Source organism: Flagellimonas sp. S3867, assembly GCF_014698935.1.
Lineage (GTDB): Bacteria > Bacteroidota > Bacteroidia > Flavobacteriales > Flavobacteriaceae > Flagellimonas.
The window spans coordinates 1,698,725-1,723,999 of sequence record NZ_JACVMN010000001.1 but is presented as its reverse complement, the minus strand read 5'-3'; the positions used below and the strand labels follow the sequence as shown (position 1 = coordinate 1,723,999).

Annotated in this window: 21 protein-coding genes and 1 rRNA gene; 14 read left to right on the top strand and 8 right to left on the bottom strand. The window is 39.0% G+C overall.

From position 1 onward, the window contains the following. Positions 1 to 87: ribosomal RNA gene (gene rrf, locus IAG46_RS07735) — 5S ribosomal RNA — on the top strand; the annotation flags it as partial. Between the two features lie 45 nt (positions 88 to 132). On the opposite strand, the gene IAG46_RS07730 is transcribed toward rrf, so the two are convergent. After that, a complete protein-coding gene (locus IAG46_RS07730) occupies positions 133 to 1,020 on the bottom strand; it encodes an AraC family transcriptional regulator (protein WP_190809713.1) in 888 nt (295 codons plus the stop codon). 236 nt (positions 1,021 to 1,256) lie between these two features. Between IAG46_RS07730 and IAG46_RS07725 the strand changes: the two genes are divergently transcribed. The 7 genes from IAG46_RS07725 to IAG46_RS07695 are packed head-to-tail and all read left to right on the top strand — an operon-like array spanning position 1,257 to position 7,811. Continuing rightward, positions 1,257 to 1,937, top strand: coding sequence for an RraA family protein (locus tag IAG46_RS07725; RefSeq protein ID WP_223826603.1), 681 nt, complete (start codon positions 1,257 to 1,259; stop codon positions 1,935 to 1,937). A 46-nt stretch (positions 1,938 to 1,983) separates the two neighbouring features. Then, a complete protein-coding gene (locus IAG46_RS07720; RefSeq protein WP_190809711.1) occupies positions 1,984 to 2,736 on the top strand; it encodes an SDR family NAD(P)-dependent oxidoreductase in 753 nt (250 codons plus the stop codon). Positions 2,737 to 2,773: 37 nt separating this feature from the next. Continuing rightward, positions 2,774 to 3,583 (top strand): SDR family NAD(P)-dependent oxidoreductase, encoded by an 810-nt coding sequence (locus IAG46_RS07715; RefSeq protein ID WP_190809710.1) that lies wholly within the window; start codon positions 2,774 to 2,776, stop codon positions 3,581 to 3,583. Further along, positions 3,580 to 4,713, top strand: coding sequence for a mandelate racemase/muconate lactonizing enzyme family protein (locus tag IAG46_RS07710; RefSeq protein ID WP_190809709.1), 1,134 nt, complete (start codon positions 3,580 to 3,582; stop codon positions 4,711 to 4,713). Before IAG46_RS07715 ends, IAG46_RS07710 begins: the two co-directional genes overlap by 4 nt. Continuing rightward, complete coding sequence (locus IAG46_RS07705; protein WP_190809708.1) at positions 4,710 to 5,582, top strand: RidA family protein; 873 nt, start codon at positions 4,710 to 4,712, stop codon at positions 5,580 to 5,582. The genes IAG46_RS07710 and IAG46_RS07705 overlap by 4 nt, the downstream gene beginning before the upstream one ends. Positions 5,583 to 5,585: 3 nt before the next feature. Then, complete coding sequence (locus IAG46_RS07700) at positions 5,586 to 6,341, top strand: creatininase family protein (RefSeq protein ID WP_190809707.1); 756 nt, start codon at positions 5,586 to 5,588, stop codon at positions 6,339 to 6,341. Continuing rightward, entirely contained in the window at positions 6,342 to 7,811 is a 1,470-nt protein-coding gene (locus tag IAG46_RS07695; protein ID WP_190809706.1) for a sodium:solute symporter, read from the top strand. A gap of 310 nt (positions 7,812 to 8,121) precedes the next feature. Here the strand turns inward: IAG46_RS07695 and IAG46_RS07690 are convergent, their stop codons facing one another. From IAG46_RS07690 to IAG46_RS07680, 3 genes are all read right to left on the bottom strand, one after another. Next, complete coding sequence (locus IAG46_RS07690) at positions 8,122 to 9,588, bottom strand: glutamate synthase subunit beta (protein ID WP_190809705.1); 1,467 nt, start codon at positions 9,586 to 9,588, stop codon at positions 8,122 to 8,124. 8 nt (positions 9,589 to 9,596) lie between these two features. Further along, a complete protein-coding gene (gene gltB / locus IAG46_RS07685; protein ID WP_190809785.1) occupies positions 9,597 to 14,102 on the bottom strand; it encodes a glutamate synthase large subunit in 4,506 nt (1,501 codons plus the stop codon). 317 nt (positions 14,103 to 14,419) lie between these two features. Further along, on the bottom strand, positions 14,420 to 15,562 hold the full coding sequence (locus IAG46_RS07680) for an acyl-CoA dehydrogenase (RefSeq protein WP_190809704.1): 1,143 nt from the start codon (positions 15,560 to 15,562) through the stop codon (positions 14,420 to 14,422). 230 nt (positions 15,563 to 15,792) lie between these two features. On the opposite strand from IAG46_RS07680, the gene nhaD reads away from it, so the two are divergent. From nhaD to IAG46_RS07655, 5 genes are read left to right on the top strand one after another with little or no spacing between them, the layout of a single operon-like run. Beyond that, complete coding sequence (gene nhaD / locus IAG46_RS07675) at positions 15,793 to 17,178, top strand: sodium:proton antiporter NhaD (RefSeq protein WP_190809703.1); 1,386 nt, start codon at positions 15,793 to 15,795, stop codon at positions 17,176 to 17,178. 57 nt (positions 17,179 to 17,235) lie between these two features. Then, on the top strand, positions 17,236 to 17,928 hold the full coding sequence (locus tag IAG46_RS07670) for a MotA/TolQ/ExbB proton channel family protein (RefSeq protein WP_190809702.1): 693 nt from the start codon (positions 17,236 to 17,238) through the stop codon (positions 17,926 to 17,928). 9 nt (positions 17,929 to 17,937) lie between these two features. Next, positions 17,938 to 18,324: a biopolymer transporter ExbD gene (locus tag IAG46_RS07665; RefSeq protein ID WP_190809701.1), complete on the top strand. Its 387-nt coding sequence runs from the start codon at positions 17,938 to 17,940 to the stop codon at positions 18,322 to 18,324. Beyond that, on the top strand, positions 18,324 to 19,202 hold the full coding sequence (locus IAG46_RS07660; protein ID WP_190809700.1) for an energy transducer TonB: 879 nt from the start codon (positions 18,324 to 18,326) through the stop codon (positions 19,200 to 19,202). Before IAG46_RS07665 ends, IAG46_RS07660 begins: the two co-directional genes overlap by 1 nt. Before the next feature lie 4 nt (positions 19,203 to 19,206). After that, positions 19,207 to 20,418 (top strand): folylpolyglutamate synthase/dihydrofolate synthase family protein, encoded by a 1,212-nt coding sequence (locus IAG46_RS07655; protein WP_190809699.1) that lies wholly within the window; start codon positions 19,207 to 19,209, stop codon positions 20,416 to 20,418. Between the two features lie 30 nt (positions 20,419 to 20,448). On the opposite strand, the gene IAG46_RS07650 is transcribed toward IAG46_RS07655, so the two are convergent. From IAG46_RS07650 to IAG46_RS07635, 4 genes are all read right to left on the bottom strand, one after another. After that, entirely contained in the window at positions 20,449 to 21,174 is a 726-nt protein-coding gene (locus IAG46_RS07650; protein ID WP_190809698.1) for a LytTR family DNA-binding domain-containing protein, read from the bottom strand. An 11-nt stretch (positions 21,175 to 21,185) separates the two neighbouring features. Beyond that, positions 21,186 to 22,274 carry a sensor histidine kinase gene (locus IAG46_RS07645; protein WP_223826602.1) on the bottom strand — a complete coding sequence of 363 codons (1,089 nt, stop codon included), beginning with the start codon at positions 22,272 to 22,274 and terminating at the stop codon, positions 21,186 to 21,188. After that, positions 22,244 to 22,603: a DUF4907 domain-containing protein gene (locus IAG46_RS07640; RefSeq protein WP_190809697.1), complete on the bottom strand. Its 360-nt coding sequence runs from the start codon at positions 22,601 to 22,603 to the stop codon at positions 22,244 to 22,246. The genes IAG46_RS07645 and IAG46_RS07640 overlap by 31 nt, the downstream gene beginning before the upstream one ends. Before the next feature lie 84 nt (positions 22,604 to 22,687). Then, positions 22,688 to 23,683, bottom strand: coding sequence for a kelch repeat-containing protein (locus tag IAG46_RS07635; RefSeq protein WP_190809696.1), 996 nt, complete (start codon positions 23,681 to 23,683; stop codon positions 22,688 to 22,690). 224 nt (positions 23,684 to 23,907) lie between these two features. Here IAG46_RS07635 and IAG46_RS07630 point away from each other — a divergent pair, with 224 nt between their 5' ends. After that, a complete protein-coding gene (locus tag IAG46_RS07630; RefSeq protein ID WP_190809695.1) occupies positions 23,908 to 25,239 on the top strand; it encodes a DUF4270 family protein in 1,332 nt (443 codons plus the stop codon). Positions 25,240 to 25,275: the final 36 nt, after the last annotated feature.

Below are 25,275 nucleotides of genomic sequence, written 5' to 3'. Positions count from 1 at the left end.
ACCCCTTTCCATTCCGAACAGGGAAGTTAAGCCCGTTTGCGCCGATGGTACTGCTATACCAAGTGGGAGAGTAGGTCGCCGCCTTCCTTGAAGGCCCTTTACACATGTAAAGGGCCTTTTTTTGTTTTATAACTATTGCTTTTTGTTTGTGCTAAGTGGGGTATATGATCTAATGTACTCCTTTGGAGATACTCCTTTGATTATTCTAAATTGCCTATTGAAGTTTGAAATATTATTGTAGCCAGCCCTATAACATATCTCTGAAACATTTAATTTTTTTTCCAATAGCAGCTTACAAGCAAACCTAATCCTAACCTCATTGACATACTGTGTGAAATTTTCCTTGTGATTTTGCTTAAAATATCTTGAAAAAGCAGTAGGGTTCATATGAACAATTTCAGCAACTTTTTTAAGACTGATTGCTTTATCAAAATTGTTCATGACATAATCATAGACTTTTCCCATTCTACTTTTTTCAATGTTACCAACCGAAATTGAAAAAGCAGCACTAGACAGTAATCTATATTCTGAAGTATTTGAAATTGTATGTAATAGTTTAATAAATAGAAGTATACGTTCAAAGCCTTTTGAAGACAATATGGTGAGAGCCATTTCCCGTACATATTGTTTAATCGGTCCTGAGAATTTGATGCCTCGCTCACTTAAGCTTAAAAATGTATTAATTGATTTCATTTCTGGTAAAGAAAGAAAGGTGTTGCCGGTAAAATAGCGCTCAAAATTAATTACTATGGCCCTGGCAGGAAGCATGGACCCATCTTCGAAGTACTCAATGTCGTTAAGCATAAGGTGTGGCAAATTTTTACCAATTAAAAGAACATCACCGTCTTTAAACCGCTCAATGCTATCACCAACAAATTGTGTTCCCTTGCTTTCAAGTATAATTACCAATTCTAGTTCTGGATGATAATGCCATACCTTAAAGAAATATTTTTCATCCAAATAACTAGTGCTAAATGATTGGTTTAACGGATTACTGCGATCTACGAGTTTAGCTTTCATTCAAGATTGATAAAACGATATACTTCCACTTAATTTTTTGCATTAGTGATTCCAAGAATAATAATTTTGCAATCAAAATACCATAAAAATACCTTCATTATTGATTTTGTATCGTTTTTTGTTGAGAATTTAGTAGCTGAAATAAAACTATTAATGGAATTTTAATCTAAAACAACAAGGCAATTCTTAATTTAACTACTTTTCCTTTGTTTAAATGTTAAAAATGTATGGATCTTATGAGTGACGATGAGCTATTTGCTCAAATGAAGAAGGAACTATTTTCGGCGGTGATTGGAGATGTGATGGACAAAATGGGTTTTTTACATCAGTTTTTACCTCCCCAGATTCAACCCTTGCGAGCAGATATGATTTTAGTTGGCCGTGCCATGCCTGTTTTGGAGGCGGACTGTTATAACGAAAGTTCTGAGAATCTGAACAATCCGGTAATGTCCAAGCCATTTGGTTTGATGTTGGAAGCTTTGGATGATTTAAAGAAAAATGAGGTATATATCTGTACCGGATCATCCCCTACATATGCGCTTTGGGGCGAATTAATGAGTAGTAGAGCAATGCAATGTGGCGCCATGGGTACAGTTGTGGATGGATACTCAAGAGATACCAAAGGTATTTTAAAGTTGGATTTTCCAACTTTTTCGTATGGCAGCTATGCTCAAGATCAGGGACCAAGAGGAAAGGTTATTGATTTTCGAGTTCCCATAGAGATTCAAGGGGTTCGAATTGAACCGGGAGATATTGTTTTCGGAGATATTGATGGTGTTTGTATTATCCCTCAAAAAATTGAAAAAAATGTAATTGAGGCAGCCTTGGAAAAGGCCAAAGGAGAGAAAGTGGTTCAAAGGGCAATCGAAAATGGAATGCCTGCTGTTGAAGCATTTAAAAAATATGGAATAATGTAGGTGAAGATTCCTTCAATAATCTGTTAAAAGAGATTTATATATCAAAATGAAAAGGTTTGAAGATCAGGTAGCCATAGTTATTGGCGGTGCCCGGGGTATTGGGAAAAAAGTAGCTGAGCGACTCTTATTGGAAGGCGCTTATGTTTATATAATAGATGTTTTGGAGAAAGACCTCGAACAATGTAAGTTGGAGTTCGGACAGATTGGATTAAATGCATCAATTTATACCGCTAATATTTGCGAAGAAAATGAAATACTTGATATTGTTGGGAAGGTTATTGAGCAAAGTGGTCGCCTAGATATTTTGGTTAATACTGCGGGTATAGTTGGACCATCGGCAACCAAGATTTTGGACTATTCCCTTCAGGATTTTCAAAAAGTTCTTGAAGTTAACTTAACGGGGGCATTTATTGTTACAAAAGCTGTACTACCTCAGATGATTAAGCAAAACTATGGTAGAATATTACATTTTACATCCATTGGAGGTAAAGAAGGAAACCCGGGAATGGTTGGTTATGCGGCCAGCAAATCTGGTATGATGGGTTTGGTCAAGGGCACGGGAAAGGAATATGCCGATACAGGAATTACCATTAACGGTATCGCACCTGCGGTAATTTCAACCCCTATGAACCAGGATACCGACCCTAAAATGATAGCATATATGACCTCTAAAATACCGATGGGAAGATTGGGTACTACAGAAGAAGCGGCAGCCCTAGCTTGTTGGATAGTATCTAAGGAGGCAAGCTTTAATACTGGATTTGTGTTTGATCTTTCTGGAGGAAGGGCAACGTATTGAGGTTTTCTCAATAAAAGAAAAAATAGAACAAAGGAACATGCTGAAAATAGATTGTTCAGGTAAAAGATATTTGGTCACCGGAGGAGCAGGAATTGGTGTTGGAGCTGGAATATGTGAAGCAATAGCTAAGTCGGGGGGACAGATAATAATAAATGATTTGGATAGCGGAAAAATTAATGAAGCTCTTGAAAAATACCCGAACGCTATTGGAGTTCCCTGTGATGTTAGTATCCCCAATGAAGTTGATGATATGTTCGCTTTTATCAACAAAGAATATGGTGTTGTACACGGTCTTGTCAACAACGCTGGCATTGGATTACGGAAAAGAGCACATAACACAACCGAATCAGAGTTTGATCAATTATATAATATAGATGTTAAAGGAGTTTGGTTGATGGCCAAAGCGTTTGCCAACCAACTTATCGCCAATAATCAAATTGGTCATTTGGTAAATATATCATCAGTACATGCACACGCTACTACCTTAAACCATGCAATTTATTCAAGTGCAAAAATGGCAGTAGAGGGGCTTACCAGGGGCATGTCTGTAGAACTTGGGGAGTATGGAATTCGATGCAATGCAGTGGCTCCTGGGTACGTAGATTCAGAACAGGGTAGAGAAGCCATTGCGACATGGTCAGATAATCCCAAGCAATGGGAAGAACAACAACGAGATGAATATCAAAGCTTAAAACACTTCATATCCCCTCGTGACTGTGGCAATGCCGTTGTGTTCTTGTTATCAGATTTGGCAAGATCCATTACAGGTCAAACCCTTATAGTGGATGGAGGCTTTACGAACTTGTTGTATGGAAATAGTTTTTTGGGGAATAAAACAAAGCAATGAAAATAGTACATATTCATCTTTACGAAGTAAAAGTGCCAACCCATGCGGGAACTATTGAGAGCGATGGAATAAATAAACCGCTGCATAAACTGCCTGTAGGCGCCAAATCGGGGTGGAGCATGCAGTTTGATCAAATTCCTAAACTATTGGTGGAACTTGAATTGAGCAACGGAATAATAGGATGGGGAGAACTATATCGAGGTCATAATTGGAATGTTGTAGAGGAAATTTGCCAGCAATTATTGAATGTTGATATAGAAAATTTGATACTTCAAAAATTACCCTTTGTTTTTAGTAGGGAATATGATGGTTTTGAGTGTGCAATTTGGGATGCCTACGCAAAATTAAAAGATCTAAGGGTAGTTGATTTGTTGGGCGGACCTGTCAAAGACAAAATTAAGGTTGGAGCCTGGTCCAGTCACCGTCGGAGTAATGATATTAAGGATTTGGCATTCAAATTTCAAAAAATGGGCTATGACTGTTTAAAATTCAAGACCGATCTAGAAGATGATGTAGTAGGTTGGTGCCAGACTATTGCCGATGCAGCACCTGAAATGAAAGTTATTCTGGACCCTAACGAACGGTGGAACCATGCTTACGAAACAAAAAAAAGATTAGATGGATTGTCCGAGGTTGGAAACGTTCTCTGTTTAGAAGATCCCATCCCCAGATGGCAATTAAATGAGTACGCAAAATTAAGAGCATACAGTTCCATTCCTATCGTACTGCATGTTTCATTGCCATATATACTTCATGGTCAACGAATAAAAGACAGCATTCAGGCCATTCGGCAAGAAGCGGTAGATGGGTTCAATTTTAATTGTGGATTGGCCAATTTTCAACGATTGGACCATATTGCGGTCGCTGCTGAGCTTCCCTGTTGGCATGGATCGGAAATAGACCTCGGTATTATGGAAGCCATGTATGTGCACTCTGCGGCCGCTGCAGAATCATGTGTTTGGCCAAGTGATATTTTCGGAAGATTGATACGAGAGCATGATCTATTAAAAGAACCCTTGCAAATGGAACCCCCGTTTGTGCACCTTCCAAAGGGCAATGGACTTGGAGTAGAACCCGATAGGGATGCTATCAGGGATTATCAGACAAATCAAAAAGAGTTTAAAGCATGAAAAACAACCCGTTCACAGACGATAAGGATAGAGCGTATATCTGGGAAATGTTAGTGGAAAGAGATATCAAAGCCTTTGTGGGACAAGATTGGGAAATGGTGGCAAATGATTTTGTAGTTGATGGTTTTACTGGAATTGATGCCGGAAAACAGCATAATATTGATACATGGGAACTCAAATACCCAAGTCTGGAATCATATCAAGAAGAATGGTTAAAACAGGCCAAAGAATTCGGCCAACTTGATTTGGTCGAAGATAAAGAAGACGCACTACATAGGGTAACCATATTGCAGCAAATAGAAATAAAAGATGATTTTGCGCTTTTACATAAAAAATTTTACGGTCCGATAAAACAAAAAGACGGTACAGAAATCAACACCGATTGGCAAACGTTGTACAGATGCAGAAAAGTGAATGGTGTTTGGAAAATATGTGGTTTCACAGGTTATATACCCTTATTGCAAGAAGAGAACAGCATTTCTAAAATTGGTAAAAACCTTCCAAAAAGTGCAGGACAGCATAAAACAGCGGGTCCCTACTCTCCGGTTTTGGAGATTAATCCCGGAAAACTGGTGGTTATTTCTGGTCAAGCAGCTATAGATAAAGAAGGTAATGTAATTGGTGATACTATTGAAGATCAGACCGCATATACTTTGGATAACTGTAGTCAACAATTGGCCACAGCGGGTTGTTCCTTACAAAATGTGTTCAAGGTAAATGTTTACCTAAAGGACATTAACGATTGGCCAAGGTTCAATGAAGTGTACAAACACTACTTTCAAGACCCGAAACCTGTCCGTACAGCTGTAGAATCTGGTTTATTGATGACTTTATTGGTCGAAGTGGAAATGTGGGCCGTTAAAAATTAAAAGATGATTTACGACGAATTGACTTCAACACAAATTGGGCAACTGGACAAACAGATTCCCTTGGTCTTGGTGTTGTCGGCAACAGAACAGCATGGGCCGCACCTTCCAATAGCGACAGATCGCATGATTGGGGAGCATTTTGCTCGTACGTTGCATAAGCAAATCCCCGAAAAAGTATTGTTGTTGCCAACTGTAAGTGTTGGTTGTTCCGAACACCATATGGATTTTTCAGGGTCCTTGACACTAAGTCATGAAACGTTTATCAAACAAGTGGAGGATATTGTCACCTCGGTGGTAAAACACGGTTTTAAGAATATTATTTTATTGAACAGTCACGGTGGAAATCAAGGGGTAGGTCAAGTTTTAGTGGAGAAACTTGGCTATCGTTTTTCACAAATTAACTTGGTGCTGGTTACCTGGTGGAAATTGGGAGACAAAGAATTTTCCGCCCTGAATGAAAGTGGGCCAAATGGGACAGGTCATGCCGGTGAATTTGAAACTTCCCTGTTGTTATTGATAGCGCCTCATCTGGTACATTTGGATAAATTGGAAAAAGGGAAACATTCAAGCACTTTTTCCTGGGCAATAGGAGACATGTTAAAAGGCCCAAAAGTTTCTCTGTACCGTTCAATCAAAAAAATGACTTCAAATGGGGTGTATGGAGATCCCACCCATGCTTCCAAAGAGAAAGGGGAGCGAATCACCAAAATAGTGGTCGGAAAATTAGAAGAGATAGTTGTTGACCTTTTAGAAGCTTAAATGACCAATTTTGACCTCTTAGTAGATGGAACAATTGTATTGGTCTACCTTATCGGTACAATTACTGCTGGTTTATGGGTAAAAAGATATATCAGAAATTTAAATGATTTTTTGGTAGCAGGCAGGAGCGTTGACCTTTATTTGGGAATTGCCTCACTAGCCGCTACTGAATTCGGTATTGCAACCTGTATGGCCAATGCTGAATTAGGATACAAATACGGATTTGCCGGAATTACCCCTGGAATAGCATTGGCATTTGCCATGTTTATTGTTGGTTGGACAGGCTTTTGTATTAAACCTTTACGGGATAGGGAAGTAGTGACCTTACCCGAACTCTTTGCCAACAAATTTGGAACAAAGGTTCGTTGGGCCAGTGGAGTGGTGATTGTTTTGGGAGGATTGCTGAATATGGGCGTATTTCTTAGACAGGCCGGAATCTTTTTGACCATTGTGTGTGGTTTTGAAATCGGTTATTTGGAAGTTGTAATGACCCTTATTCTTTTAGGCGTTGCGATTTATACCATTCTCGGAGGAATGATATCTGTCTTCATAACAGATTATATCCAATTCGTGGTTATGAGTATTGGGTTGATTGCTGTGGTATTGCTGCTAGTGGTTGATTTTGGCTGGTTCAATATGTTGCAAAGCCTTGATGATTCCTTGGGATCTCAGGCATATAACCCTTTTGCAAGTGAAACATATGGTATTGATAAAATTCTGCTTGATGTTTTGGTAGCTTTTGCAGCTGTATTGACTTGGCAGACAATAATATCGAGAGTGCTATCGGCTAAAAATACCAAGATTGCCAAACGTATTTTTATAGGCACTTCGCCTTTCCTTTTGGTGCGATTTACTATACCGGCAATATTGGGAATTGCCGCTTTACATTATTTTGGAACACAGCTATTTGTGAATGAAGAGGCCATTTTGGCTATGCCAAATCTTTTGGCTAAAGCACTTCCGGTTGGACTTATCGGAATTTTGATAGCTGCCATGCTGGCGGCCGACATGTCCACCAATTCATCATACATGATTGCATGGAGCTCTGTGATCTATAATGATATTATGAAACCCATTCACAAAGGTTTGTGGTCAGATAAAAAAGGACTGTTATGGAACCGGATTTTGATTGCCATAATTGGTGTGTTTTTACTACTGTATGGATTATGGTATCCTTTGAAAGGAGATTTGTGGGTATATCTTCAGGTAACAGGAACAATTTATTTATCCAGCATGAGTGTGTTGTTAATTTCCGCTTGTTATTGGAAACCAGCTAACAATTGGGGTGCAATTGCAAGTATAGCGGTTGGAGGGATAATTCCTATATCCTACCTTATTTTACAGGAATTGGATGCTACCCAAACGGAGATACTTAAAATAGGACCTTATAAATTTGGTGTTGCCACCTATTTCGCGACCGCAGTGGCAATGATACTTGGGTCGAAATTAAAATTGCTTATTAGAAAATAAAATAATTATGGAACACTGGTTTTGGACATTGTTGAGCGCGGTTATATTAATATGGTATATTGTTGTAACAGCGATTATTGCTTTTAAGGGAAGCGGTGACATTCGGAGAATGATTGAAAAAATGAAGAATAACTAATTAAATGTTTTAATTCAGATTGCGAGAGCTGTTCCATATGCATAGAGCTTAAAATGAAATTACGGGCTCAACAATTCTCCGATTAGGTTTTGAAGAACTTTGACCTTTGTAAAGCAAAAAGCTCCCAATGAATTTTCACGGGAGCCTTTTTATGGTAGGTTGGTAATATTAGTATTAGATTCTCGGTAAATCTCCCTCTCCCTTTAATGGTAAATTTGATTTGCCCATTAAAAATTCATCTACATAGTAAGCCGCTTCCCTTCCTTCAGATATAGCCCAAACAATCAATGATTGCCCCCTTCTTTGATCTCCTGCTACAAAAACACCAGGCACATTCGTTTTATAATCTTTAACCGATGCTTTAATATTTGTACGAGGATCCATTTCTAATCCCAATTGATTGGTGATTGTAGTTTCAGAACCTGTGAATCCCAGGGCTAAAAGTGCTAAGTCGCATTCCCACTCTTTTTCACTTCCTTCAACTTCTTTGAGTACAGGGCGTTGTCCTGGTACTTTTTCCCAAACAACCTCTGACGTAACCAAGCCTTTCAGGTTTCCTTTATCATCACCGACAAATTTTTTGGTAGCGATGCTAAATACACGTTCAGCTCCTTCTTTATGCGATGTACTTGTGCGCAATCGCATAGGCCAAAATGGCCACGGTTGATCTGCAGGTCTCTGAGGAGTTGATTTTGGCATAATCTCAAAATTGGTTACTGAATCAGCACCATGTCTTATAGAGGTTCCAATACAATCTGAACCTGTGTCACCTCCCCCAATAACAATGACCTTTTTATCTTTGGCGGTTAGTTCTTCACCTTGGTACGGTAATCCATCAACTTTTCTATTGTTCTGGGGAAGAAAATCCATGGCCTGAACAACACCTTTCAAATCAGCACCTGGTATTGGAAGTTGTCTTCTTACTGTTGCACCTCCGCAGAGTACAATGGCATCATATTCTTCTTGAAGCTCATTTGCCTTAACATCGACACCTACATGTACTCCCGTTTTAAATATAATTCCTTCATTATCCATGATTTGCAAACGTCGGTCGATAATGCTCTTTTCCATTTTAAAATCTGGAATCCCATATCGCAGCAATCCACCAACTTTTTCATCGCGTTCCAGAACAGTAACTGTATGTCCAGCCCTATTTAACTGCTGCGCTGCAGCTAATCCCGCAGGACCTGAACCAACGATAACAACATTTTTTTCCGTTCTCTTTAATGGAGGAACAGGTTGTATCCAACCATTTTTAAAAGCGGTTTCAACGATGTTCTTTTCTATATTTTCTATGGAGACCGGGTCTTCGTTGATTCCAAGGACACAGGCCTCCTCGCAGGGAGCCGGACATAACCTTCCTGTAAACTCTGGAAAGTTATTGGTGGAATGCAATATTTTTGTTGCTTTCTCCCATTTACCCCGATAAACTGCATCGTTAAAATCCGGAATCAAATTTCCCAGTGGGCAACCGCTGTGGCAAAAAGGGATGCCGCAGTCCATACAGCGGGCACCTTGGTTTTTTAATTCACTTTCTTTTAATGGAAGTGTAAATTCCTTATAGTTTTTGATTCGTTCCTTAACAGGTGCATAGGCTTCATCCTTCCTGTCAAATTCCATAAATCCAGTCGTCTTTCCCATGGCTCAAATTATAAGGTTTGTAATTTTTCTTTTTCCAATCGAATCAAGGCTTGCCGGTATTCTTCTGGGAATACCTTTATGAACTTCGGCAGGCATTTTTCCCAATTTTCAAGGATTTCCTGTGCCAACGGACTCAATGTGGCGTTGTAATGATTTTCGATAAGTTTTTTGAGTTGAATGATATCGTTATCCTCTTCAAGAGCAAGCAGATTTAAGGTTTCACCATTGCATCTTTTTTCGAAAGTTTTGTCCTTGTCATAAACGTAGGCAATTCCACCGCTCATACCAGCTCCAAAATTCCTGCCTACAGACCCTAAAATAACGGCAATTCCACCGGTCATATATTCACACCCATGATCTCCAATACCTTCAACCACGGCTTTAGCGCCAGAATTCCTGACACAAAAACGCTCACCTGCTTTACCATTAATATAGGCTTCGCCAGAGGTGGCTCCGTACAATGTGACATTTCCAGTGATGATATTATCCTCAGGTTTTATGGTTGACTTATCCGGTACTTTTATGACCAGTTTGGCTCCTGAAAGCCCTTTGCCCAGGTAGTCATTAGTATTTCCGTTGACCACCATGGTAAGTCCTTTGGTGCCGAATGCCCCAAAACTCTGACCTGCCGAACCGGTAAAGTTCAGCTTTAAGGTGTTCTCTGGGAGTCCATCTGCTCCATAAATTTTAGAAATTTCATTACTGATAATGGCTCCAACAGCTCTGTCCGTGTTATGAATTGGGAAATCCAAAGCGGTTTTTTCCTTTCGGAAAAGTGCCGGATGTGCTTTAGCAATAATGTCAAACTCGATGGAGTCTTCAATATGATGCTTTTGGTCTGCCGTATGGTAGAACTTCGTTCCTTTTGGAACATCTACCTGATAGAGAATTGGGCTTAGGTCTATACCGGCAGCTTTATAATGTTCAACAGCCTTTTTTCTATCCAACTTTTGAACTTGTCCGACCATTTCGTTAATGGTTCTAAAGCCCAATTTGGCCATGATTTCTCGCAACTCTTGAGCCACGAAATACATATAGTTGACCACGTGCTCAGGTTTTCCCTTGAATTTTTTTCGGAGTTCTGGATTTTGTGTTGCAATACCCACCGGGCAGGTATTTAGATGACATACCCGCATCATAATACAACCTGATGCGACCAAAGGTGCGGTTGCAAAACCAAATTCTTCTGCTCCAAGCAGACAAGCTATGGCAACATCACGACCTGTTTTTAATTGTCCATCACATTCCAGAGTGATTCTATTTCTTAAATCGTTTAGCACCAAGGTTTGTTGTGCTTCGGCTATTCCTAGTTCCCAAGGAAGCCCCGCATGCTTTAATGAAGTTAAAGGTGATGCCCCGGTTCCGCCGTCAAAACCTGAAATAAGGATAACATCCGCCTTGGCTTTTGATACACCTGCGGCCACTGTTCCCACGCCGACTTCCGAAACCAATTTTACATTGATTCTTGCTTCTCTATTGGCCGATTTTAAATCGTAAATAAGCTGTGAGAGATCCTCAATGGAATAGATGTCGTGATGTGGAGGTGGAGAAATCAACCCAACATAGGGAGTAGAATTTCTAGTTTTGGCAATAGCAGGATTTACTTTTGGACCCGGGAGTTGTCCTCCCTCTCCTGGTTTGGCCCCTTGGGCCATTTTAATCTGAATCTCCTGCGCGTTGGTCAAATAGTTTGATGTAACTCCAAACCTTCCCGATGCAACTTGCTTGATGGCACTGTTTTTCCAGTCACCGGTTTGGTTTTTATAGAAACGAGCCGAATCCTCACCGCCTTCTCCCGAATTGCTTTTTCCTCCAATTCGGTTCATTGCAATCGCTAGATTTTCATGGGCTTCCTTACTGATACTTCCGTAGGACATGGCCCCTGTTTTGAATCGTTTTACGATTTCAGTCCAAGGTTCCACCTCCTCAATAGGAATAGGGTCGTAGTTCGAAAATTCGAACAAGCCCCTAATGGTCATTAAGTTTTTGGACTGCTTATTCACCAAATCGGAATACTCTTTATAAGTATCCGGCTCGTTATTGCGTACCGATTTTTGAAGCTTGGCGATTGTCAATGGATTAAACATGTGTTTTTCTCCATCCCTTCGCCAGCGGTACTCTCCGCCAATCTCAATGTCGAGGTTGGCTGCTAATTCCTGGGTTTTAAATGCTTTTTTGTGGCGTCTTGCTACCTCTTTTTCAATCTCATACAAACCTATTCCCTGAATACGTGTTGGGGTATTGGGAAAGTATTTGTCTACCACTTTGGTATTAATACCAATGCATTCGAATAATTGGGAACCTCGGTAAGAATTCAAGGTTGAGATTCCAATTTTGTTCATCACCTTTAAAATGCCTTTACCAATGGCTTTGTTATAGTTTTTAATGGCTTCATCAAAGGTGTATTCTGTAATATCGTTCTCCTCAATCTGTTCTCCAATAATCTCATTTACGAGATATGGATTGATTGCACTTGCTCCAAAACCGAATAATAGTGCAAAGTGATGTACTTCTCTTGGTTCTGCAGATTCCACAATAATGCTCAGTTTTGAGCGCTTACCCATTTTTCTGAGTCCGCTGTTAACAAAGGAACACGCTAAAAGCGCTGGAATAGCTGCCATTTCCGAGCTTACCATTCTATCGGAAAGGATAATGATATTGGTTCCTTGGTCAATTGCATCCGAAGCTTGCTGCAAGACGGATTCAAGTGCTTCTTCCAGTCCATTGTGTCCTTTTGCTATTTCATAAAGAATAGAAATGGAAACGACCTTGTAATCTGGACTGGCATCGTGATTTTTTATCTTGTCCAAATCCTCTTTAGAAATTACCGGGTTCTGGATTTTTAATTTTCTACAGTGTTGTTCGGTTGTCTCAAAAATATTCTTATCACTACCCAATGTTAAACTGATATCTGTAATCAATTCTTCCCGAATCCCATCCAATGGTGGATTGGTTACCTGGGCAAATAACTGTTTAAAGTAATTGTAGATCAGTTGTGGCCTTTCAGACAATACGGCAATAGGAGTATCAGATCCCATGGAGCCAATAGGCTCTTTACCATTTTTTGCCATCGGTAAAATAATGGTATTGATGTCTTCAAGGGTGTACCCGAATGCCGACCTTCTGGTTTCTAGAGGGAATTCTCCATAAAAAACGGGGCAATCATTATAAGGAATGTCACGAAGATGTACCAGGTTGTTCTTCAACCATTTTTTATAGGGGTGTTTTTTTGCAATAGACTCCTTGATTTCTTCGTCATTTATGATGCGGCCTTCTTCCATATTTACCAAGAACATTTTTCCTGGTTCCAATCGACCATGGAATTCAATATCCTCAGGTTCTAAATCCACTACCCCCGTTTCGGAAGACATGATAACATATCCTTTTTTGGTTACAGAATAACGGGATGGTCTCAATCCGTTCCTGTCCAAAACGGCTCCAATGTAGTTTCCATCGGTAAATGGAATTGAAGCGGGTCCATCCCATGGTTCCATTACGCATGAATTGTACTCGTAAAATGCCCTTTTGGATTCTGACATTTCGGTATTTTTTTCCCAAGCTTCAGGCACCAACATCATCATTACTTCAGGGAGTGAACGTCCTGTCATCAATAAAAGTTCTACGACCATGTCCATGCTGGCTGAATCCGATTTGCCCGGCAATACTATTGGCAGTATTTTTTTGATCTCCTCTCCAAACCAATCGCTTTCTAAAAGCTCTTCCCTAGACCTCATACGGGAAACATTACCTCTAAGGGTATTGATTTCTCCATTGTGGCACATGTACCTAAAGGGTTGTGCCAAATCCCATGTAGGGAAGGTGTTAGTTGAGAATCTTTGGTGTACCAGAGACAAACGGGTTACCACACGGGGGTCCAATAGATCTTGATAATATCTGCTGATGTCTTGTGGTACCAAAAGACCTTTAAAGATGATTATTTTGGTAGAAAGGCTAGGTAAATAAAAGAATTGACTCTGTGAAAGCTTGCTTTTTATGATTTTATGCTCAGTTATTTTTCTAGCGATAAATAACTTTAAATTGAACTGAAATTCGGTTAATTTGTCGGTCTTGCCAACAAAAATCTGCTTTACAAAAGGCTCGGTTTCTGCTGCTATTCTTCCCGGAACAGAACGATTCACAGGAACATCTCGCCATCCTAGAAGTTTTAACCCTTGGTTTTCTATATTTTCTTCAAGCTCTGATATACAGAACTCTCGTTGATTTTCTTTTTGAGGCAAGAACACATTACTGACAGCATACTCTCCGGCCTCAGGTAAATCGAATTCGCATACATCGGTGAAGAAATCATGTGGAATGTCTATTAGGATACCGGCACCATCACCAGTTTTACCATCGGCGCTTACTGCTCCTCGATGTTCTAGTTTATCCAGAATTTCAAGGGCTTTATGTATAATGTCATTGGATTTTATTCCTTTTAGGCTACAAATAAAGCCTGCACCACAGTTGTCATGTTCAAATTCGGGTAGGTATAAACCTTGTTTCTCTAACTTCATCATTGTGATATTTACTCAAAAATATCATTTTTGATGTAGTAATTATAAGGTTTTCAATCAATTGCAATTAAATCATCAACGTTTTGGTGGAAAGGTTAAAAAATGTGCAAAATGAGAATTTGAGCGATGCTAAATTATCATTCTCATAAATGGAGATGTCTGAATCATGATTTACAAGTTCAAAGGAGGGGGTAAGGAAAGAAATTGATCAATTAAATTGATTTGATTCTAAAATACAGGGGTATGACGCCATAAAACGTAATTTATTGGAGCTGATCCCTTCAAATAAATAGGGAGGCTTTATAAAAATTAAAAACTTAATCCTTTAATATGCTTCTTGAGATAACAATTCTCTGGATTTCCGAAGTTCCTTCGTAAATCTGAGTGATTTTAGCATCACGCATGAATCGTTCCACATGATAATCTTTAACGAAACCATTGCCCCCATGCACTTGTACGGCTTCTACCGCGGTTTCCATGGCAACTTCAGAAGCATAAAGTTTGGCCATTGCTCCTGAAAGAGTATAGTCGTTACCAGCATCTTTATCGCAAGCGGCTTTGTAGACCAAATGGCGTGCTGCTTGAATTTTGGTATGCATATCGGCAAGTTTAAACGCTATGGCTTGGTGGTTTCCGATTTCCGTTCCGAAGGCTTTGCGTTCTTTTGCGTATTTTTTTGAGAGTTCATATGCTCCGGCAGCTATTCCCAATGCCTGTGCCGCGATTCCGATTCGACCACCGGCCAGGGTTTTCATGGCAAATTTAAATCCAAAACCATCTTCACCGATACGATTTTCTTTAGGCACCTGTACATCAGTGAACAATAGAGAATGGGTATCGCTTCCACGGATACCCAATTTATTCTCCTTGGGTCCAATCTCGAAACCTTTCATTCCTTGTTCTACGATAAGCGCATTTATACCACGATGTCCTTTTTCAACATCGGTTTGGGCTATTACAAGATATACTTCGGCTATTCCACCATTGGTAATCCAGTTTTTGGTTCCATTCAAAAGGTAGTGGTCCCCTTTGTCAATTGCCGTCGTTTTTTGAGACGTGGCATCACTGCCAGCTTCGGGTTCAGATAAACAGAAGGCTCCGATAATCTCACCTGATGCCAATGGGGTCAAATACTTTTCTTTCTGCTCTTCGGTGCCAAATGCTTCCAGTCCCCAGCACACCAAAGAATTGTTCACAGATACCATAACTGAAGCGGAAGCATCTACTTTCGATAATTCTTCCATGGCCAATACATAGGCGAGGGTACCTAGTCCACTGCCCCCATATTTTTCATCTACCATCATGCCCATGAAGCCAAGTTCTCCCATTTTTTTTCGCAATTCCTTTGGAAATTTTTGGGCATCATCGCGCTCAATGACTCCTGGCAATAGTTCGTTTTGGGCAAAATCTTTTGCCGATTCTTGTATCAATAATTGTTCTTCGGTAAGTGTGAATTCCATAAAACTGAGAAATAGATAAAAATGGAGTACAAATATAGCTTTATGATACGATATTATTAAAGAATATATGTAAAAAATGAGAATGATTTAATATTGTTTGCTCTATATATGACGAGATTCGTGTTTTTAATTTTTTTAAAAAAGAACATTATGTTTAAAAAGTCATTTTGAATATCTTTAGCACAGACTGCTACTGAACAAAATATTTTTCAACTAAATAACCAACTCATATGGAAACCCTCCTCATTGCCATCTTTGTAATAGGATATCTTGCGATTACCTTAGAGCATAATCTTAAAATTGACAAGCTTATCCCTGCTTTGGCCATGATGGCCATTCTCTGGGCTTTAATGGCTTTTGGTGTTGATGGTTTTACTACCTGGTTTGATTCAGGAAAACATGCATTAATGGAAGGTTTTTCTGCACTGGGTCATGAAGATAAGATGCACATGCTGGAGGAAACCTTGTTGCATCATTTAGGGAAGACATCCGAAATTTTGGTTTTCTTATTAGGGGCCATGACCATAGTCGAAATCATTGATTATTTTGATGGATTTGCTACTATAAAATCTTTTGTAAAAACTAGAAGTAAAAAAAGGATTCTTTGGATTTTTGCCTTTCTGGCCTTCATACTTTCGGCAATTATAGATAATCTTACAGCAACCATTGTTTTAATATCGATTCTTCAAAAAATAGTTAAAGTAAGAAATGATAGACTTTGGTATGCAGGTTTGATTATCATTGCCGCCAATGCTGGAGGTGCATGGTCGCCAATCGGTGATGTTACCACCACCATGCTTTGGATCGGCAATAAGGTAACCACCACCAAATTGATTGGATACTTGCTTATTCCTTCCCTTGTTTGTATGCTGGTCCCTACTTTTATTGCTTCTTTTTTACCCGCTTTTAAAGGCGAAATTGAAGCGGAAGAAGTGGCTCCGGCCAAAACGAAGTTTGGGGCAACAATGTTGTATTTAGGGTTAAGCGCAATTGTATTTGTGCCGATTTTTAAGACCATTACCCATTTGCCTCCTTATGTTGGTATGATGTTATCTTTGGCTGTAGTAGCTACTTTTGCAGAGATATATAGTAGTTCAAAAATTGCAATATCATCCGTTGATCTAGAAAGCGATGCAGAAGCACACCATAGTCCTGTTCATAGTGCTTTGACAAAGATTGAATTGCCCAGTATTCTATTTTTCTTGGGAATATTAATGGCAGTTGCCGCACTAGAATCTTTAGGCCTATTGTTCAATTTTGCTGAAGGATTGAAACAGGGTGTGGGATTATTGGGCACAGAACTTCCCGGAACTGAGATTTCAGATTTAGTAGTAATTATTCTTGGTATTGGTTCTGCTGTAATAGATAATGTACCTTTGGTTGCAGCAAGTTTAGGAATGTTTTCTGAACCCATTGATAACCCACTTTGGCATTTTATAGCCTATTCTGCAGGAACGGGTGGTAGTATGTTGATTATTGGTTCGGCAGCTGGTGTTGTTGCCATGGGAATGGAAAAAATTGACTTCTTCTGGTATCTCAAGAAAATAGCATGGTTAGCGGCTATCGGATTCCTTGCGGGAGCTATTTGCTTTGTCATGATGCGATATTTCTTCTAAAAAATACTTTAGCTCAAAAATCTCCGTTATTATTGCAACTTTAATTGGGGATTTTATATGATTACTTTTCAAGATTTAGAAGAAGGGGCCGAAATAGGTGCATCCATTTCGGAAGAAAAAACCCTTTCCGTTGTTGATTTGATTGTTAACGGTGGTACCGGAAGTGTTGTGATCATTTCGGTACTTTTTGTGCTTCTTTTTGTTGCGCTTTACATTTACTTTGAACGCATTTTTGCGATAAAAGCAGCTTCTAAAATCGACAAGAACTTTATGAACCAAATTCGTGATCATGTCATGAACGGTAAGTTGGATGCCGCCAAAATTCTTTGTGCGCAAACTGATTCTCCGGTGGCTCGATTAACAGAAAAAGGAGTGTCCAGAATTGGAAAACCACTGGATGATATCAACACTGCAATAGAGAATGCAGGAACCCTCGAGGTCTATAAATTGGAAAAAAACGTTAGTGTTTTAGCTACAGTAGCAGGCGCTGCACCAATGATTGGATTTTTAGGAACCGTAATTGGTATGATTTTAGCTTTCCATGAAATGGCGAGTAGTGGTGGTCAAGCTGAAATGGGATCATTGGCATCGGGAATATATACCGCAATGACAACCACTGTGGCCGGATTGGTTGTGGGAATCATCGCTTACATTGGCTACAACCATTTGGTTAATCGTACAGATAAAGTGGTGCATAAAATGGAGGCCAATGCCGTGGAATTTTTGGATTTATTGAACGAGCCCATTTAGAGTTTCCATATGAAATTGAAAGGAAGAAATAAGGTTAGTCCAGAGTTTAGCATGTCATCAATGACAGACATTGTGTTTTTGTTATTGGTATTCTTTATGCTGACTTCGAACGCACCGAATGCGTTGGATTTATTATTGCCAAAGGCAAAAGGAAAATCCACCAACACACAAAATGTTTCAGTTACCATTAATAAAGACTTGAAGTATTTTGTGAACAACGAACAGATAAGTAAAGAATACATTGAAATTGAATTAAAAAAGGCACTTGAAGGACAAGAAAAGCCTACAATTATCCTAAGGGCGGAGGAAAATGTGGCCATTAAAGAAGCGGTCAATGTTATGGATATCGCCAACAGGAACAGTTATAAGGTTATCTTGGCCGTGCGGCCAAAATAATGTCATTTTTAGATACGAGACACAAGAAAAAATCTTTCACGCTTACTACTCTACTGTTAAGCGTGCTATTGCTATTGCTTTTTTATATTGGAATGACATATATGGATCCGCCCATAGAGAATGGCATTGCCATTAATTTTGGAACTATGGATTTCGGAAGTGGCAAGGTTCAACCAAAAGAAAAAGTGCGTTCCGAACCCAAAAAGGTTGAGCCAAAACCGGTGGAGCAGGTACAAGAACAAGTTGTGCCTAAGCAAACTGCTCCGGAAGAACCTGTAGAAAAGGTTTTGACTTCGGAAAACGAAGAAACCATTAAAATCAATCAACAAAAAGAGGCAAAACGAAAAGCGGACGAAGCAGCAAAAAAAGCCAAAGCAGAAGCAGAACGCGTAGCTCGTGAAAAAAAAGAAGCTGAAAACCGAAAAAGACAAGAACAAGAAGCGAAAAAGAAAAGTTTGGACGCCTTAATTGGGGGAATCGGAAAATCCGACGGCACAACAACCGGTAGTGAAGGAGACGATAATAGGGCAGGAGACAAAGGAAACCCCGATGGAGACCCATACGCAACAAGCTATTACGGAAGTCCCGGTAGTGGAAGCGGAACAGGTGGATATGGACTTAATGGACGTTCCTTGGTCAGTAAGGGAAAAGTGCAACAAGAGTGCAATGAAGATGGCCGGGTGGTGGTACGAATCGTTGTAGATAGAAATGGAAAGGTAATTCAGGCAACTCCTGGAGTTAAAGGGACAACCAACAATGCTCCTTGCTTGCTCGAACCAGCACGAAAAACTGCATTTCTTCATAAATGGAATCTGGATTCCAAAGCCCCATCACAGCAGACTGGTTTTGTGGTTGTCAACTTTAAGTTAGGACAATAATCCTATGACTTATCAAGAAACTTTGGATTGGATGTTTAAACAACTTCCAATGTATCAGCAAAAAGGACCGGAAGCTCTTGAAAATAAGTTGGATAATATTCTTGCCTTTACCGAACAGCTCGGTAATCCACATAAAAAGTTCAAAAGTGTTCATGTTGCGGGCACAAACGGAAAAGGCTCAAGCAGCCATATGTTGGCATCCATCCTTCAAGAAGCTGGTTACAAAGTAGGGTTGTATACTTCTCCACATCTCAAAGATTTTCGGGAACGAATCAAAATAAATGGTATTCCAGTACCTGAAGAATTTGTAACGAAGTTTATAAAGACACGCAAGATATTTTTGGAATGGAATGCACTTTCCTTTTTTGAAATGACAGTAGGAATGGCATTTTCCTATTTTGCAAATGAAAACGTGGATATTGCAATTATTGAAGTCGGTTTGGGCGGAAGATTGGATTCTACCAACATTATTACTCCGGAGGTTTCCCTTATAACCAATATTGGATTGGACCACACACAGATTTTAGGGGATACCTTGGAAAAAATCGCTTTGGAAAAGGCCGGAATTATTAAAAAAGGCATCCCAGTTGTTATTAGTGAAACACAGCAAGAAACAGAAGGGATCTTTAGAATTATTGCTGCCCAAAAAGGAAGTGAGATTGTGTTTGCAGATCAATTGGCCCAAAACTACCATGAAACGGACTTGCTAGGGTCTTATCAGAAAAAAAACATGAAAGGTGTTGTAGCTACCATAGGTCAATTGAATGATTATGAGATACAAGAAAGTCATATAAAAAAAGGACTTCGAAATTGTGTAAAAAACACAGGTATTTTAGGGCGATGGCAAGTACTTGGAGAAAATCCAAAAATTGTATGTGATGCGGCTCATAATAAAGAAGGATTACAAATTGTGCTGGAGCAGATAGCTGATTATAATCCACAAAAAGTGCATTTTGTACTAGGGTTTGTAAATGACAAAAACTTGGATGAGGTCTTGGCTCTATTTCCCGAACAAGCTGAATATTACTTTGTAAAACCAAATATCCCTAGAGGATTGGCAGCGGAAAAACTATGGAGTGAAGCTTTGAGATTTGGACTAAAAGGAGAGGTTTTCAACACAGTTGAAAATGGATATAAGGCAGCACTTGCACAAGCACACCAAAATGATCTGATATATGTGGGAGGCAGTACTTTTGTAGTTGCTGAGGTAGTTTGAAAACAACTCCTTAAACATCCCGAAGGAAGATTATAACCCCAGCATACTGAAAAAACTTACTTTGTAACTTTCACCAATGGGAATTCTTACATCGTTGATTACGATTCTATTTCGTTGTACCGTTTTAATACAAGTCACATTTACTACGAACGATTTATGAACCCTTAAAAACTGGTTTGAGGGAAGTTTGTCCAAAATTTCCTTGAAGCTCATCAAGGTAAGTATGGCCTTGTTGGATCCCGCGATATGAACCTTTAAATAGTCCTTTAAGCCTTGAATGTATTCGATTTCGTTAAGGTTTATCTTAATACTTTCATATTCTGCTTTTACGAAAATGTAATTCTGTGATTCGTTTGTTTCACCATGAGATGGGAACACATTGCTGTCCGCGGGCTTCTTTTTATAGCTTAGAATTTCTTGTGCTCTGGAAATGGCTTTAATAAAACGATTGTAGGGTATGGGCTTGACCAAATAATCAACAGCATTTAAATTAAACCCTTCAACAGCGTATTGGGAGTAAGCAGTAGTAAAAATGAACATGGGCTTATTGTCCAGGGATTTTATAAAATCAATCCCACTTATCTGAGGCATATCAATATCACAGAATATTAAGTCGAGCTTTTTCTCTTTAATGATTGAAATGGCTTCCAATGGATTTGTAAAGGTGCCTTCCAGTTGGATAAAATCCATCTTTTTACAGTAGTCAACCAAGACATCTATTGCCAATGGTTCGTCATCAATTATTATACAGGTCATACTTCCTTTTTTTATAGATAAAGATTCAAAATCACGGTATAGGTTTCACCGTTATTGGCCACCTCCAATTCGTGGGATTCCGGGTATAACAGATTTAATCGGTTTTTCACATTTTCTAAACCCACTCCAGAACTCCCCTTTTGCTTTGTATAAGGGCCGATTTTATTTTCTACCATGAAATGTATAGACCCATTTTCTATGGAAAGGTTTATTTGTACATAAGTTCTTCCTTCATAATCTGTTCCATACTTAAAGGCATTCTCAATAAATGAGATGAAAAGTAAGGGAGGAATGACTTTATTCCTGTCTTCACCAGAAATTTTGAGTTTGACGTTGATGCTGTCTGACAAACGTAACCTTTGTAATTTAACGTAGTTCTTTATGTATTCTAGCTCTTTTCTAAGGGGGACCAAGTTCTTATTTGCTTCGTACAACATGTATCTCATTAGCTCAGAAAGATTGATGATGGCTTCGGAGGTATCTTTGGAGTTTTTGGCCGACAGGGAATAAATGGCATTTAAAGAATTAAAAAGAAAATGCGGGTTCAGCTGCGTTTTTAAAAATTGGAGCTCGGAGTGGGTTTTTTCGTTCTCGACTTTTTTTCTTAAATCTTCGTTTTTTCTCCATTCTATATAAACTCGCAATAATGCACTTGCAAATAGAGGGGCACTCAAAATTGCCATTATTAGCAATTGATTGAAAAAAGGATTTTGCCTTATTCTAGAAACCCTGTCCAGATATGGTTTTGGGAACTCCGATGGTAAAGCGGGTTTTGCGGAATACTCCAGAAATCTAGAAGGATTTGGTGGGTAGCTCAAATTGATGGCAAGCCCAATCAAGGAAATCAATAAAAGACAGACCACGACATAAGTCAACGTGGTTCTTTTAAGCAATATTCTTGGGACTAAAAAGAAATAATTTGCATAGAAAAGAACCATAATCGATATAAATCGAACATGCAAGCCTTCAGGGACCCTTCTAATTTCAAATATGTACGGGGAAAGAAAAAAAGTGCAGAATGAGGCCCATAGAAAAAAATGGATTAGAAATTGATTGATATGTTTCTTTTCTAAAACCATATATCTGGCTGACATTTCCATGTCTGGATATTTAAGTTGACCAATTCTTTCAAACTAACTTCGGGATTTAATCTGTTTATCAACTTACATTTAACTAAATCGGCAATTTTTTTAGCATCATTACGGGTTTGAAAGGCAACTTCACCGTTTATGGCGGGAATAAATTGCTGCTTGACCAATAATTTCTTCCCTATTAAGATTTGATAGCCATACCCATGCTCAACTGTTATTATTTCAGTACGTATTTCAGTGTTCTCTTTGGTTGTATTGGGCAATTGGGTTTTGAATAGGACAAGGCATACCAGTATGCCAAGTACAGAATAGGCTAAATTTCTTAAAAATTTTATCATGCCTTTTTAAGTTTTGTGAATGGGCCAGTCGCTAGAATCTGGCCCATCTACTGTCAAAATCAACAAACTACTCACTATGAAAAATTAATCTTCCTCATCGTATTCATCGAAAGGAAAGAACTCATCTAAATCGTCTAAATAGAGACTACCGGTACGTCCAAGTCCCACGAACGCTTTTGAGGCATTCGAAAATACTATGGGATCTTGTCTTGAAGAACCTTCAAAATTGGTTTTGGCTTCCCAAGTATCAGTAGAAGGGTCATATTCCCAAACCGATGTTGTTGCTCCGTTTATTTCACCACAAGCGATATACCCATATCCGTTAATGGAAAACCCTACTGCACTACTTCTTTCTATATTATAGTCATCCTCATCGTCCAAGTCTGTCTTTTTAGTCCAATCCTCTGTGGATGGATCAAAAACCCAAAAATCATCAAGATAAACACCGTTGGAAATACCTGTGCCCAAATACACTAATCCATTTATAATAAAGGTTGTGGCCGACCTTCTTTTGTTACCTCCAAAGCCCTCCAGTTCTGTCCAAACATCAGCGGAAGGGTCATATTTCCAGAAATCCTTCCGATCGTTCTCACCATCATAACCTGTTCCAAAATATCCGAACCCATTTGCTGAAAAAGCTACGGCACTCCTTCTTTTGGTTGATTCAATAGAGGCTATTTGCGACCAAGAATTGGTAGCCGGGTCGTAGGTGTAAAAATCATTGAGTTCATCCACGCCATCATATCCAGACCCAATGTATCCTTTTCCGTCGATTTGAAAACCAACAGTTGCGTTTCTAGGTGAGCCTGAAAAATTTGCTTTTTGTGACCAAAAATCACCTTCCATATCATAAGCCCAAAATGAATTCAGGTAATCATCACCGTCATAACCTACACCCATGTAACCTATATTGTCTATTGTAAATCCTGCTACGCCACTTCTTGGGCTTCCATCAAATACTGATCTATTAATCCAATTTCCCAAGTCTTCCTCGCTATCGTCTGTGGAACAACCAACAAAAAGAACTATGGAGCTAGCTAAGACCACTACTTGTTTGGTATAGTATGCTGTTTTTTTCATAACAATCATTTTAATTTTCCAACAAAGTTAATTTTCGACTCCATGGTCTTGTTAGGGAATATATCAACCCGAGGTTTTAACATATGAATTGGAAAATTTTATCTACGAACACGGAAAGTGGGTTCGTAGCCAAATTTGGCTGCTTTGTCTTAAAAGTAATGGGGTTGGTCTATCCGCGTTTTTGGACTCAAGCATAGCCTCTACTTTTAATGAAAATTGAGATTATGGAAAGAACATTTTGGCTAATCAGTCTGTTGGTATTGAGTCTAGTTTCTTGTGACGAAGAGAACTTGAATGAATCAGATTTTTTAGCAGGGGCAGACCTTACCGATAGTAATATTAAGGTAGTGCTCATAGACACACTTACTGTGGAAGTGTCCACAATGAAATTAGACAGCGTTGCAATTAGTCAATCAACACGAATGTTGGTAGGTAAATATGTGGATTCCATTTTTGGAACCGTTAAGGCATCAAGCCATTTGGGGTTGATACCCTCTTCCTATGCAATTGATGTTGAAGCTGAATATGATAGTATAGTACTTCACTTAAACTTTGATGGTTATTATTATAATGATACAACTATTACGAACACTATTCAGGTAAAAAGGGTGCTTAAAACCCTTAGGCCGCAAGAAGGGGATGAATTTTATAACACGAGTATTGTTGAATACCATGAAGGTGATTTAGGTATATTTTCTTATCAGCCTAGACCATTGGAAACCGATACGCTTCAACTAAAATTGGATGATGAATTTGGCGTTGAAGTTTTTCAAAAGCTACAGGAAAAGTTGATCACAAATGCTGATGAATTCGTAGACTTTTTTAAGGGAATAGCCCTTTTACCTGGTGAAGAAGACAATGGTGCCGTAATTGGATTTTCTAAAGAAGCGGGAGCAAGTTTTATAAGGTTGTACTATAGTGTGCCCGAGGAAAACGAACAGAATCAGGACTATATTGATTTTAGCCCTAACCTTTTCGAAATACCAGCGCCTTTTTTCAATCAGATATTGGCTGATAATCCAATTGCACCGTTGCAAACCTTGATAGATCAAGAAATCAATTTAAACAGTTTGGAAGCTGACGGGCTAAGTTTTATCCAATCTGGATTAGGAATTGTGAATAGACTTCAATTTCCTCATATAAAAAGCCTATTCGATATTCAAGGTCAGGGAACCATTATGGGTGCGGTATTAAAAATTAAACCAAAAAATGGCACTTATGATGATAAATTGATTCTTAGAGATGAATTGTCAGTATATAAAGTAAACCGTAACAATGAGGTTACCGGGCAGCTTTTAGTTGATGAAATTTTCCCGGTAACAGGTGTTCTTAACCGAACCGAAGAGGAGTTCAATGATATCTATTATGAAATACCCTTAACAAGTTATATGGAAAAGCTATTGCTGACAGAATTTGAGTCTGATGACGCCCTTATTTTACTTCCAGAAAACTTTAATTCAACCGTTGACCGTTTTGTCTTGAACGGCGCGGGCACTTCTGATTTCAATACCGAACTTGAACTTATCTACGCAATCTATGATGAGGATAACGACTAGTATTCTACCCCCCTTGATTGCCTTAATTTTGTGCAA

Bases quoted from the DNA above. Each gene is read 5' to 3' on its own strand.
- IAG46_RS07730 (WP_190809713.1), bottom strand. From the start codon at position 1,020: ATGAAAGCTAAACTCGTAGATCGCAGTAATCCGTTAAACCAATCATTT.
- IAG46_RS07725 (WP_223826603.1), top strand. From the start codon at position 1,257: ATGAGTGACGATGAGCTATTTGCTCAAATGAAGAAGGAACTATTTTCG.
- IAG46_RS07720 (WP_190809711.1), top strand. From the start codon at position 1,984: ATGAAAAGGTTTGAAGATCAGGTAGCCATAGTTATTGGCGGTGCCCGG.
- IAG46_RS07715 (WP_190809710.1), top strand. From the start codon at position 2,774: ATGCTGAAAATAGATTGTTCAGGTAAAAGATATTTGGTCACCGGAGGA.
- IAG46_RS07710 (WP_190809709.1), top strand. From the start codon at position 3,580: ATGAAAATAGTACATATTCATCTTTACGAAGTAAAAGTGCCAACCCAT.
- IAG46_RS07705 (WP_190809708.1), top strand. From the start codon at position 4,710: ATGAAAAACAACCCGTTCACAGACGATAAGGATAGAGCGTATATCTGG.
- IAG46_RS07700 (WP_190809707.1), top strand. From the start codon at position 5,586: ATGATTTACGACGAATTGACTTCAACACAAATTGGGCAACTGGACAAA.
- IAG46_RS07695 (WP_190809706.1), top strand. From the start codon at position 6,342: ATGACCAATTTTGACCTCTTAGTAGATGGAACAATTGTATTGGTCTAC.
- IAG46_RS07690 (WP_190809705.1), bottom strand. From the start codon at position 9,588: ATGGGAAAGACGACTGGATTTATGGAATTTGACAGGAAGGATGAAGCC.
- gltB (WP_190809785.1), bottom strand. From the start codon at position 14,102: ATGAAGTTAGAGAAACAAGGTTTATACCTACCCGAATTTGAACATGAC.
- IAG46_RS07680 (WP_190809704.1), bottom strand. From the start codon at position 15,562: ATGGAATTCACACTTACCGAAGAACAATTATTGATACAAGAATCGGCA.
- nhaD (WP_190809703.1), top strand. From the start codon at position 15,793: ATGGAAACCCTCCTCATTGCCATCTTTGTAATAGGATATCTTGCGATT.
- IAG46_RS07670 (WP_190809702.1), top strand. From the start codon at position 17,236: ATGATTACTTTTCAAGATTTAGAAGAAGGGGCCGAAATAGGTGCATCC.
- IAG46_RS07665 (WP_190809701.1), top strand. From the start codon at position 17,938: ATGAAATTGAAAGGAAGAAATAAGGTTAGTCCAGAGTTTAGCATGTCA.
- IAG46_RS07660 (WP_190809700.1), top strand. From the start codon at position 18,324: ATGTCATTTTTAGATACGAGACACAAGAAAAAATCTTTCACGCTTACT.
- IAG46_RS07655 (WP_190809699.1), top strand. From the start codon at position 19,207: ATGACTTATCAAGAAACTTTGGATTGGATGTTTAAACAACTTCCAATG.
- IAG46_RS07650 (WP_190809698.1), bottom strand. From the start codon at position 21,174: ATGACCTGTATAATAATTGATGACGAACCATTGGCAATAGATGTCTTG.
- IAG46_RS07645 (WP_223826602.1), bottom strand. From the start codon at position 22,274: ATGGAAATGTCAGCCAGATATATGGTTTTAGAAAAGAAACATATCAAT.
- IAG46_RS07640 (WP_190809697.1), bottom strand. From the start codon at position 22,603: ATGATAAAATTTTTAAGAAATTTAGCCTATTCTGTACTTGGCATACTG.
- IAG46_RS07635 (WP_190809696.1), bottom strand. From the start codon at position 23,683: ATGAAAAAAACAGCATACTATACCAAACAAGTAGTGGTCTTAGCTAGC.
- IAG46_RS07630 (WP_190809695.1), top strand. From the start codon at position 23,908: ATGGAAAGAACATTTTGGCTAATCAGTCTGTTGGTATTGAGTCTAGTT.